Genomic DNA, 11,392 nt, shown 5'->3' on the forward strand with positions numbered 1-11,392 from the left:
TGAATGCTATGATCGGCATAACTCAGTCCGGTTGGTGATTTGTTTTGATTTGGCGATTGATCAGATCGCTCAAACCGGATTGAGTTCCCTTCAGTGATCTACTATTAGGCGCAGTTATTTAGCCGGGGGAATAAATAAACCCCCGGAGATAAATCAAAGGCAGGAAAAGTTTAAATATGTGTAACGATATCTTTTATCAGACCCGGTCCACGGAAAATAAAGCCGGAATAGATCTGAATCAACGTCGCGCCAGCATCCAATTTCTCGCGGGCCGCCATCAGGGAATCAATACCACCGACGCCAATAATGGGTAAGCGGCCAGATAATTCCTGTGATAATCGACGGATAATTTCCGTGCTGTGCAACTGTAAAGGGCGACCGCTTAATCCGCCGGTTTGCCCACAATGATTTAATGCCTGAATCAATTTTCTATCGAGGGTGGTATTGGTGGCAATAACGCCATCAATGTTATGCCGCACCAGACTATCGGCAACCTGGATCAATTCTTCTTCAGAAAGATCCGGCGCGATCTTTACCGCTACTGGAACATATTTCTGATACTTAGTATGTAATTCGGATTGCTTATTTTTTATTGATTGCAAAAGATCGTCCAGCGCCTCGCCATATTGCAAGCTACGCAATCCTGGGGTATTGGGTGAGGAAATATTGATCGCGATATAACCTGCATAAGGATAAATTTTATCCATGCAGATCAAATAATCTTCTTTGCCCTTCTCAACCGGCGTATCTTTATTTTTACCGATATTGATCCCTATTACACCGCCGAAACCGGTCTTCTTGACATTCTCAACCAGATAATCGACGCCTTTATTATTGAAACCCATTCGGTTAATTAACCCTTCCGCTTCAACAATTCGGAACAACCTCGGTTTATCATTACCGGCTTGCGGACGAGGCGTCACGGTTCCCACCTCAATAAATCCGAATCCCATCGCGCCCAACGCATCAATACATTCCCCGTCTTTATCAAGACCGGCGGCCAGACCCAGCGGGTTTTTAAATGACAGCCCCATGCAAGTGACCGGTTTGGTGGGAACAGACTGACGGACGAGAAATTCAAAGGGCGTATGGGTGATACGGCGTAATTGCTGGAAGGTTAGATCATGCGCTCGCTCTGGATCAAGCTGAAATAACGCTTTCCTGATAACGGGATAGAACATATCGTCTCCTGGGATCCCAATCGCAAATAAACAAAGTCGGAATACGGTTCGGGCGTGATGGTAATTCTATCGCGGCGTAAAGTAAAACGTTTGTCCGGGCGCGAGGATCGAAATAGATGATCGAAATAAATGCCTGCGTTGGCAGGCACCTGATTACATAAAAGAAAAAGAGAACCGATAAGGGTTGGCTTTAGTCTTGCAGCGCTTTACTGATCTTCTCGAACAGATCGCCTGACAGGTTTTCCAGCCTTTTAAGCTGTTCCAGCGACTCGCGCATCAACGCCTGCCGTTTGGCATCATAGCGTTTCAGGCGGATCAACGGCTCTATCAATCGCGCCGCAACCTGCGGGTTGCGCGTGTTCATATCGGTCAGGATCTCGGTCAGGAAACGGTAACCACTGCCATCCTCCGCGTGGAAAGCCGCAGGATTGGCGGCGGTAAACGATCCCACCAGCGAACGCAGACGGTTAGGATTATTCAGGCTGAACGAGCGGTGTTGCAGCAACGCCCGCACCCGGCTCAATACATCCGCCGCCGGGCTGGTGGCCTGCAACGTGAACCATTTGTCCATCACCAGACCATCCTGATGCCAGCGCTCATCAAACCGCGACATCAGTTCCTCGCGACAAGGCAATTGAGCGCTCACCGCCGCGGATAATGCCGCCAACGAATCGGTCATGTTGTCTGCCTGGGCAAACTGCGCCGTTACCCGTTTATCGGCCTGAACCGCGTCGCCAAATGCCAGATAATGCAGGCACACATTACGCAATGCGCGTTTACCCATATCCGCATGTTCAATCCGATATTCAGACATCCGGTTGACGTGATAAACCGCCAGCCATTCATCTGCCATCTCTTTTGCCATCGCCCGCACCATACCATCGCGCACGGCGGCTATCGCCACGGGATCGATCATCTCAAACAGTTCGGCGATCTCATTTTCACTGGGCAATGTCAGGATCTGTGAGGCCAGCATCGGATCCAGTTTCTCATCCAACAACACGGCGCGAAACGCATCCACCACATGCATCGGTAAGGAAAGCGCCTGCTGTTGCTGATAGCGGGAAACATTCAGCCGGATGTAATTGGCCAGCAGACTTTGTGCCGCGTCCCAACGGGAAAATGCGTTGCTGGCGTGACGCATCAGGAAAGTCAGTTGCGCATCGCTCCAGGCGTAATTCAGTTTTACCGGCGCGGTAAACTCGCGTAATAAAGAAGGCACCGGCTGGCAAGGAACCTGATCGAAAATAAAAGTCTGCTCGGATTCCGTCACATTTAATACCGACGATAGCTTTTGCCCTGCTTTCTGTAGCGTAAGAACCTGCCCTTGCGGATCGTACAGTTCAATATCCAGCGGGATATGCAGCGGCAACTTGCTCTGTTTATCCGCGCCTACCGGCGTCATCTGGCTGACGCTCAACAAATATTGCTGTGTTTGCGGATCGTAATCATCACGAATGGTCAGCACCGGCGTACCTGACTGGCTGTACCAGCGGCGGAACTGTGACAGATCCACGCCTGACGCATCTTCCATCGCCTGAACAAAATCATCGCAGGTGGCGGCGCTGCCATCATGACGCTCGAAGTAGAGACGCATCCCGGCCTGGAATTTTTCTTCGCCTAACAAGGTATGCATCATACGGATCACTTCCGCGCCCTTCTCATACACCGTCAGGGTATAGAAGTTGTTCATTTCTATCACCTGATCGGGACGAATCGGATGCGAGATCGGGCCGGCATCCTCGGCAAACTGCGCGCCGCGCATGACGCGAACATTATTGATGCGGTTAACCGGGCGTGAACCCAAATCAGAACTGAACTCCTGATCGCGGAACACCGTCAGCCCCTCTTTCAGACTAAGCTGGAACCAGTCACGGCAGGTGACGCGGTTGCCGGTCCAGTTATGGAAATACTCATGACCGATCACCGCTTCAATATTCAAATAATCTTTATCTGTGGCGGTTTGCGCTTTCGCCAGCACATATCTGGAGTTGAACACGTTCAACCCCTTGTTTTCCATTGCGCCCATATTGAAGAAATCCACGGCCACGATCATATAGATATCCAGATCATATTCGAGGCCAAAGCGGGTTTCATCCCATTTCATGGCGTTCTTCAGCGAGGTCATCGCCCAGTCAGCGCGATCGAGATTGCCGCGATCCACATAAAGCTCCAACGCCACCTCGCGCCCGGAGCGGGTGGTGAAGCGATCCTGCAACACATCAAAATCACCGGCGACCAGCGCAAACAGGTAACAGGGTTTAGGGAACGGGTCCTGCCATTCAATCCAATGACGACCGCCCTCCAGTTCTCCCTGGGCAATGCGGTTGCCATTGGACAGCAAATACGGATAACGGGCTTTATCGGCGGTGATCCGCGTGGTGAATTTGGCTAACACATCGGGCCGATCGAGATAATAGGTGATGTGCCGGAAACCCTCCGCTTCACACTGGGTGCACAACGCGTCGCCTGACTGATATAACCCTTCCAGCGCGCTGTTGGCCGTCGGGTTGATATCAGTTTCAATACCGAGCGTAAATCTGGCGGGCAACTGTGTCAGTATCAGTCCATCATCCCGTTGTTCATAGTGCTGCCATGCCACGCCATCAACATTCAGGCTCACCAGCGTCAGGCCTTCGCCGTCCAGCTTGAGCGGCGCGCCCGCTTCGCCTTGCAATACCACCTGACTGACGGCTTTTACGCGGGTTTTCTCCGCATGCAGATCAAAATCCAGAGTGATATCCGTAATGGTATAATCCGGCGCCTGGTAGTCGTGCCGATATTTAACTTGCAGCTGTTGATTCATAGAACGTTTCCATCTCCTCATGGTTTTAGAAACAAATCGTTTTAGAAACAAATCGCTTTAGCTACAGAGTCTATTCCTGTTACGCTGATGTTACCAAGATAATATGATGATAATCCTCGTCAGAGCAGGTCGAAACCGCGCCGCTGGCCCAACACAATGTTGTGATAAGGTAAAAAAATAAGAATCAAGGTATACTGCTCGAACCTTGCCGATTGTCCTAAAAACAATTGTCCTGAAAATGGATATGCGTCTAACGAGGATGCTGTAACGCATTATGACTTTACACACTTCTGCGATCCTAACGTCATTACTGGATACCGATGCTTACAAGCTGCATATGCAGCAAGCGGTGTATCACCATTATTATCATGTCGACGTTGCGGCTGAATTCCGCTGTCGCGGTGATGAACTGTTGGGGATCTATGCTGAAGAGATAGCCGAGCAGGTTGCGCTGATGCGCTGTTTGTCGCTGAACGACGAAGAGTTCACCTACCTTTCTTCTCTGCCTTTCTTCAGGCAGGATTATCTGAACTGGTTGAGAATGTTTCGTTTCAATCCTCAGCAGGTCAGCATCAGGAATAACCGCGGCAAACTGGATATTCGCATCGCCGGACCCTGGCGCGAAGTTATCCTGTGGGAAGTTCCGTTGCTGGCGGTGATCAGTGAAGTTATTCACCGGAGTCGTACTCCGCAATTCGGACCTGAACAGGCCGTTGCGCAGCTTGATAAGACGCTGGCTCATTTTCGCCGAATCAGCGCTGATGCCGACCTCAGCCAGTTCAAACTGATGGATTTTGGTACGCGCCGTCGTTTTTCACGCGATGTGCAACAGGCGATCGTTAGTCAGCTACAGGCCGAGTTTCCGTATTTAATCGGCACCAGCAACTATGATTTGGCGCGACGTTTAGCGCTGGCGCCCGTCGGTACGCAGGCCCATGAATGGTTTCAGGCGCATCAGCAAATCAGCCCGGTGCTCGCTAACAGCCAGCGCGTCGCCTTGCAGATGTGGCTCGACGAATATCCCAATCAATTGGGCATTGCGCTGACCGACTGCATCACCATGGATGCCTTCCTGCGCGATTTCGACCTCCACTTTGCCGAATCCTATCAAGGGCTGCGGCATGACTCCGGCGATCCGATGGATTGGGGAGAAAAAGCGATTGGCCATTACCAGCGTTTAGATATCGATCCGATGAGCAAAACGTTGGTGTTTTCCGATAATCTCAATCTCGATAAAGCGCTCAAGCTATATCGTCATTTCTGGCCGCGCATCAATCTGGTATTTGGTATCGGCACACGCTTGACGTGCGATATTCCGGGGGTTACGCCGTTGAATATCGTGATTAAACTGGTGGAGTGCAACGGTAAGCCGGTGGCCAAACTTTCCGATAGCCCCGGCAAAACGATTTGTCAGGATCAGGCTTTTGTGTGCGAATTGCGCAAAGCATTCGACCTGCCACGCATCAGAAAAGCCAGTTGATCTCTTGCGACCCCGTCTAACTTTTAGCCCAGATCAACCGGAATGCATAAAACTTATTGCATTCCGGTGATTTCTGCTTGTGTCCTGCCCGACGGCAAGTAACATAGCGAATTACCCTTTTCAGGGTCATCCACTGTTTTTAAATAATATTTAATTGAAGAGAGCATTTTATGAGCGTAGTGCCTGTAGTCGACGTACTGCAAGGCCGTGTCGCCGTTGACAGTGAAGTCACCGTGCGCGGCTGGGTACGTACCCGGAGAGATTCTAAGGCCGGTATCTCCTTTGTTGCCGTTTATGACGGCTCCTGCTTTAATCCATTACAGGCTGTCGTTAATAATAATCTCTCCAATTACCATAATGACGTTCTGCGCCTGACCACCGGTTGTTCCGTGGAAGTAACAGGAAAAGTGGTGGCCTCCCCCGGCGAAGGCCAAAGCTTTGAGCTGCAGGCGAGCGCCGTCAAGGTGGTTGGCTGGATCGATGATCCCGATACCTACCCGATGGCGGCCAAACGCCATAGCATTGAATATCTGCGCGAAGTGGCGCACTTGCGTCCGCGCACCAATCTGATCGGCGCAGTCGCCCGTGTTCGTCATACGCTGGCTCAGGCCATCCACCGTTTTTTCCATGAAAATGGCTATTTCTGGGTTTCAACGCCGCTGATCACCGCCTCTGATACGGAAGGCGCAGGAGAAATGTTCCGCGTGTCCACCCTTGATCTGGAAAACCTGCCGCGCACCGAGCAAGGCAGAATCGATTTCAGCGAAGACTTTTTCGGCAAAGAAGCGTTTCTTACCGTATCCGGTCAGTTGAACGGCGAAGCATACGCTTGCGCGCTCTCCAAAGTGTATACCTTTGGCCCAACGTTCCGGGCGGAAAACTCCAACACCAGCCGTCATCTGGCCGAGTTCTGGATGATCGAACCGGAAGTCGCTTTTGCGTCGCTGGACGATATCGCTGGTCTGGCGGAAAGCCTGCTTAAATATGTCTTTAAGGCCGTTCTTGATGAACGTGCGGATGATATGGCGTTCTTCGCTGAGCGGGTGGATAAAGAGGCGATCAGCCGTCTGGAAAGCTTTATCACCTCTGACTTTGCTCAGGTGGACTATACCGACGCGGTAGACATCTTGCTGAACTGCGGCCAGTCGTTTGAAAACCCGGTTTACTGGGGTGTTGACCTCTCTTCCGAACACGAGCGTTATCTGGCGGAGAAACATTTCAAAGCCCCAGTGGTGGTAAAAAACTACCCGAAAGACATCAAAGCCTTCTATATGCGGATGAACAGCGACGGGAAAACCGTTGCCGCAATGGATGTGCTGGCGCCGGGCATCGGTGAAATTATCGGCGGCTCTCAACGTGAAGAGCGGCTGGAACAGTTGGATATCCGTCTGCAAGAAATGGGGCTGAATAAAGAAGACTACTGGTGGTATCGTGATCTGCGACGTTACGGCACTATTCCTCATTCCGGGTTTGGATTGGGTTTTGAACGTCTGATCGCTTACGTTACCGGGGTACAAAATGTACGCGATGTCATCCCATTCCCGCGCACGCCGAGAAACGCCAGTTTCTAAATAAAAATTTAATATAAGTAAAACAAATATGTAGGAAAGAAGAGTCGGGGCCCGACTCTTTTTTTTTAATTTTAGTTATGGATCACAAAGTTCCTTTTTATTTACATTTTGTAATACATATTTTCCATTGGTTACTGGATTACGAAGTTAGTATCATTTTCGGGGTAGATTAACAGACGGGTGAATGGAAAACTGCGTTCTGACACAGGAAGACACTAAATGTTGAGGATAGTTCCGTTAGGGATTATTGATGGCAGTGGCAGGTTCTAAACAACACCAATGAGGGTAATAATGATGAAGCGCAATATTCTTGCAGTGGTAGTTCCGGCTCTGTTAGCCGCTGGTGCAGCGAATGCAGCAGAAGTTTATAATAAGGACGGCAACAAGCTGGATGTGTATGGTCGTGTACATGCTGGTTATACATTCGTTGATGGCGATGGTGACAATTCAGATAACACCTATGCACGTTTGGGCTTCAAAGGTGAAACTCAGATTACCGATCAACTGACTGGTTATGGTCGTTTTGAATATCAGTTTGACGGTAATACAGCAGAAGATAATTCCGTTACCCGTGACGATAAAACTCGTTACGCTTTCGCTGGTTTTAAATTTGGTGATTACGGCTCCTTTGATTACGGTCGTAACTACAGCGTTGCCTATGACTCTCTGGCTATCACCGACGTTTTACCAGAAAATGGTGGCGATAGCGCCGTAACTGACACATTGACTGGTCGTATAGGTAACGCTGCTACTTTCCGCAACTCCGACTTTTTCGGCTTAGTTGACGGTTTAGATTTTGGTTTGCAATATATTGCTAAAGACGAAGACTCTTCTACCCGCATTGATCGCATCCACGGTGATGCATGGGCAAGCTCTCTGTCTTACGAATCTGATATTGGTATAGGTGTTGTTGCTTCCTACGGTTCCTATGTTCGTACTTCTGTGCAACAAGGTGCGACTGTAGGTGCTATTGGTGGTAAAAAAGCTGATGTATGGGCTGCAGGTGTAAAATATGATGCTAACAACATCTATTTGGCTGCAACTTACGGTGAAGGTACTAACTTCTATCGGATCAATGGCGGCAATGGTATCGCTGACAAAAGTAAAGTATTTGAAGCTGTTGCACAATATAACTTCGATTTCGGTCTGACACCGACTTTGGCTTACGTTTCCAGAAAAGACAAAGTTGACAGCCCTACAGCTACGAACTCTGGTCGCAATGACTATGCAGTTAAATATGCCAGCGTTGGTGCAACTTATGCATTTAACAAGAATATCTCTACTTATGCTGAATATGATATCAATCTTATCGACAGTGATAACGCTTACGGTATAAGCGACGACGATGTTATTAATATCGGTGTTATTTATCAGTTCTAAGTTGACATGCCTCACGTAACGGTTTAACCGTTTATCGTGCGGAAAAGGCAGAGCTTCGGCTCTGTCTTTTTGTTTTTACTTTTTGCTTTTAAAGCCCCGCTATTTTCTGTTAATCAGTCTTTTATTTTGTCTATTGCATTTCCCTGATTATTTCCCTTTCTTTTTTAGCCCGGCGGTTGGCAAAGCCTGATACTGGCGGTAATCTGAGATTACTTTCTTACACTCTGTCATGGAATACCCAACCAATGTTTGAAAATATCTCCGCCGCACCCGCCGATCCTATTCTTGGACTGACTGACCTTTTCCGCGCTGATGATCGTTCGAATAAAATCAACCTGGGGATTGGTGTTTACAAAGATGAAACGGGTAAAACACCAGTATTGACCAGCGTTAAAAAAGCCGAGCAGTTTCTGTTGGAAAACGAGACGACAAAAAATTATTTGGGTATCGACGGCCTTCCCGCCTTTGGCCGTTGCACTCAGGAACTGCTGTTTGGGAAACAAAACAGCATTATTGCCGATAAACGCGCGCGGACAGCGCAAACGCCAGGCGGTACTGGCGCGCTGCGTGTCGCGGCCGATTTCATCGCTAACCAAACATCTGCAAAACGCATCTGGATCAGCAACCCAACCTGGCCAAATCATAAAAACGTGTTCTCCGCGGTTGGGCTGGAAATCTGCGAATATAATTACTACGATGCAGCCAACCACTCGCTGGACTTTGATGGCCTGCTGAGCAGCCTTAATGCCGCGCAAGCTGGCGATGTGGTGCTTTTTCACGGTTGCTGCCATAACCCGACAGGGATCGATCCAACGGCTGAACAATGGAACACGCTGGCAGAACTTTCCGTACAGAAAGGTTGGTTGCCGCTGTTCGATTTCGCCTATCAGGGTTTTGCCCGTGGTCTGGAGGAAGATGCGGAAGGTTTGCGTATCTTTGCCGCCAAACACCATGAATTGATTGTTTGTAGCTCGTATTCCAAGAATTTCGGGCTGTATAACGAGCGCGTAGGCGCCTGTACTGTGGTTGCCGCCGATGCAGAAACCGCCGATAAAGTCTCCAGCCAGGTGAAAGCCGCGATTCGCGCCAACTACTCCAACCCGCCGTCACACGGCGCCACGGTGGTCGCCACCATTCTGGGCAACGATGCGCTGCGCGCCATTTGGGAACAGGAACTGACCACCATGCGCGAACGTATTCAACGTATGCGTCAGTTGTTTGTGAACACGCTTCAGGAAAAAGGCGCCAAACAGGATTTCTCTTTCATCATTAACCAAAATGGCATGTTCTCATTCAGTGGATTGAATAAAGAACAGGTACTGCGTCTGCGTGATGAATTTGGCGTCTATGCCGTTAACTCAGGCCGCATCAATGTGGCCGGCATGACACCTGAAAACATGGCGCCGCTGTGTGAGGCCATCGTCGCGGTGCTGTAACCAAAACCCGCCATCATTAACGAAAAAGCCGACAAACAAGTCGGCTTTTTTACGTCTTTATGCTCTATAAACTACCAAATCGCCGGTTCATCACGCACGAATGGATTGGTTTTACGCTCCTGACCCAACGTCGAGATCGGACCGTGGCCGGGAATGAACCTGACATCATCACCTAAGGGAAACAAGGTATTCTTGATCGAAGTAATCAGCGCCTGATGGTCACCCTGTGGGAAATCGGTACGCCCTACGCCGCCATTGAAAATCACGTCGCCAACCTGAGCCAGCCGTGAAACCTGATCAAAAAAAACAATATGACCTGGCGTATGACCGGGACAGTGAAATACCGCCAGCACGACGTTACCTACGTTGACCTCATCCCCTTCTTGTAACCAACGCGAAGGCGTTAACGGTTCGCATTCATCCAACCCAAACATACGACTCTGCGTCGGCAGCCCTTCCAGCCAGAAGGTATCTGCGATGTGAGGGCCAACAATCGGCGCCTGATAATGTTCTGCAAGTTCAGCCGCCGCACCCACGTGGTCTAAATGTCCGTGGGTCAGCAAGATTTGCTTTACGGTGATACCCGCGTTGGCGACCGCCCGTTTAATTTTATCCGCCTCACCGCCGGGATCGACAATGGCGGCTTCGTTCGTCGTTTCACACCACAGCAACGTACAGTTTTGACTAAACGCCGTAACAGGGACTATTTGATATTTCATACCGCTCCAGTTTAAAACAACCTGACAGCCGCCGTTACGTCAAACGCAACGGCGGCTGTCAGGGTAGATAATGTTGTGACATCCCACCATAACCAGAAATACTACCAGGTGCGCACCGGGCCGGTATCAATATGAACAAAATTGCTGCGGGGATAGTAACCCACCCCGCCGGCCCGCATTTTTAATGCCGCTTTACGCAGATTGGCAAGCTGTACACCTTCGATGTGAAAGTCCATAGCTTGTCCTTTCGTGTGATAGCTTTGTTTGGCGACGCCTTTGCGGTGCGCCCGTAGCTCATTATTGGTATAAATGGCTCGATAGCCGGAAATCAACTGCACCGGTTTACGTGTTTCCAGCATTACTTGTAAACGATATAGCTGATCAAAAAGAAGTGGATCAATCGCTTTAACTTTATTTGCCCGATAATCACGGAAGAAGTGATTCAAACGGGACAGTTCTTCTTTAATATAGCTTCTGCCATCGAAAAACTCGGCTTTGAGGTGTTCGCCGGTATTAAGGTTATTCAGCAATAAAATACGTGGGCGCGGTGTCGATAATGTGGCGAACGCCTGACCGGGAAGCAATGTCATCCCTAACGCCACGCCACCCAGCGTAAGCCACTTGCGCCGATGATTGTCAATATGTTCCATAGAACGAGTTATCCTGGATAATAAACGGTATTGATGGGGTACACAAAACACACAATTTTGAACCTTAACTGGCTATGAAAAGTGAGTCAACCCGCTTTATCCACCGGTTTGAAGGGGATCGCAATGATCCCCGTTGAGTAAAATTGATGTCCACGACGCTAAGTCACGC

8 protein-coding genes are annotated in these 11,392 nt (G+C 49.5%); 4 read left to right on the top strand and 4 right to left on the bottom strand.

Annotation, left to right across the window (positions count from 1 at the left end; translation table 11 throughout):
• Positions 1–170 precede the first annotated feature (170 nt).
• Entirely contained in the window at positions 171–1,181 is a 1,011-nt protein-coding gene (gene pyrD, locus DES54_RS10020; protein WP_113866988.1) for a quinone-dependent dihydroorotate dehydrogenase, read from the bottom strand.
• Between the two features lie 190 nt (positions 1,182–1,371).
• Positions 1,372–3,987, bottom strand: a complete 2,616-nt coding sequence (pepN, locus tag DES54_RS10025) for an aminopeptidase N (protein ID WP_113866990.1) — start codon at positions 3,985–3,987, stop codon at positions 1,372–1,374.
• A 274-nt stretch (positions 3,988–4,261) separates the two neighbouring features.
• Here pepN and pncB point away from each other — a divergent pair, with 274 nt between their 5' ends.
• The 4 genes from pncB (at position 4,262) to DES54_RS10045 (ending at position 9,854) form a co-directional block, all read left to right on the top strand.
• Positions 4,262–5,467 (top strand): nicotinate phosphoribosyltransferase, encoded by a 1,206-nt coding sequence (gene pncB, locus DES54_RS10030; protein WP_113866992.1) that lies wholly within the window; start codon positions 4,262–4,264, stop codon positions 5,465–5,467.
• A 170-nt stretch (positions 5,468–5,637) separates the two neighbouring features.
• Positions 5,638–7,038 carry an asparagine--tRNA ligase gene (asnS, locus tag DES54_RS10035; RefSeq protein ID WP_113866994.1) on the top strand — a complete coding sequence of 467 codons (1,401 nt, stop codon included), beginning with the start codon at positions 5,638–5,640 and terminating at the stop codon, positions 7,036–7,038.
• A gap of 291 nt (positions 7,039–7,329) precedes the next feature.
• Positions 7,330–8,418 carry a porin gene (locus DES54_RS10040; protein WP_276309746.1) on the top strand — a complete coding sequence of 363 codons (1,089 nt, stop codon included), beginning with the start codon at positions 7,330–7,332 and terminating at the stop codon, positions 8,416–8,418.
• Between the two features lie 245 nt (positions 8,419–8,663).
• On the top strand, positions 8,664–9,854 hold the full coding sequence (locus tag DES54_RS10045; protein WP_113866996.1) for an amino acid aminotransferase: 1,191 nt from the start codon (positions 8,664–8,666) through the stop codon (positions 9,852–9,854).
• A 71-nt stretch (positions 9,855–9,925) separates the two neighbouring features.
• Here DES54_RS10045 and DES54_RS10050 read toward each other — a convergent pair whose 3' ends face one another.
• Together DES54_RS10050 and mepK are read right to left on the bottom strand one after the other, a co-directional pair.
• Positions 9,926–10,573, bottom strand: coding sequence for an MBL fold metallo-hydrolase (locus tag DES54_RS10050; protein ID WP_113866998.1), 648 nt, complete (start codon positions 10,571–10,573; stop codon positions 9,926–9,928).
• Between the two features lie 101 nt (positions 10,574–10,674).
• Positions 10,675–11,223 (bottom strand): peptidoglycan L,D-endopeptidase MepK, encoded by a 549-nt coding sequence (gene mepK / locus DES54_RS10055; RefSeq protein ID WP_113867000.1) that lies wholly within the window; start codon positions 11,221–11,223, stop codon positions 10,675–10,677.
• Between the last annotated feature and the right edge of the window lie 169 nt (positions 11,224–11,392).

The organism is Brenneria salicis ATCC 15712 = DSM 30166 (assembly GCF_003315515.1).
GTDB classification, from domain to species: Bacteria; Pseudomonadota; Gammaproteobacteria; order Enterobacterales; family Enterobacteriaceae; genus Brenneria; species Brenneria salicis.

Excerpts from the sequence above, each read along its gene's own strand:
- pyrD (WP_113866988.1), bottom strand. The coding sequence starts at position 1,181 with ATGTTCTATCCCGTTATCAGGAAAGCGTTATTTCAGCTTGATCCAGAG.
- pepN (WP_113866990.1), bottom strand. The coding sequence starts at position 3,987 with ATGAATCAACAGCTGCAAGTTAAATATCGGCACGACTACCAGGCGCCG.
- pncB (WP_113866992.1), top strand. The coding sequence starts at position 4,262 with ATGACTTTACACACTTCTGCGATCCTAACGTCATTACTGGATACCGAT.
- asnS (WP_113866994.1), top strand. The coding sequence starts at position 5,638 with ATGAGCGTAGTGCCTGTAGTCGACGTACTGCAAGGCCGTGTCGCCGTT.
- DES54_RS10040 (WP_276309746.1), top strand. The coding sequence starts at position 7,330 with ATGATGAAGCGCAATATTCTTGCAGTGGTAGTTCCGGCTCTGTTAGCC.
- DES54_RS10045 (WP_113866996.1), top strand. The coding sequence starts at position 8,664 with ATGTTTGAAAATATCTCCGCCGCACCCGCCGATCCTATTCTTGGACTG.
- DES54_RS10050 (WP_113866998.1), bottom strand. The coding sequence starts at position 10,573 with ATGAAATATCAAATAGTCCCTGTTACGGCGTTTAGTCAAAACTGTACG.
- mepK (WP_113867000.1), bottom strand. The coding sequence starts at position 11,223 with ATGGAACATATTGACAATCATCGGCGCAAGTGGCTTACGCTGGGTGGC.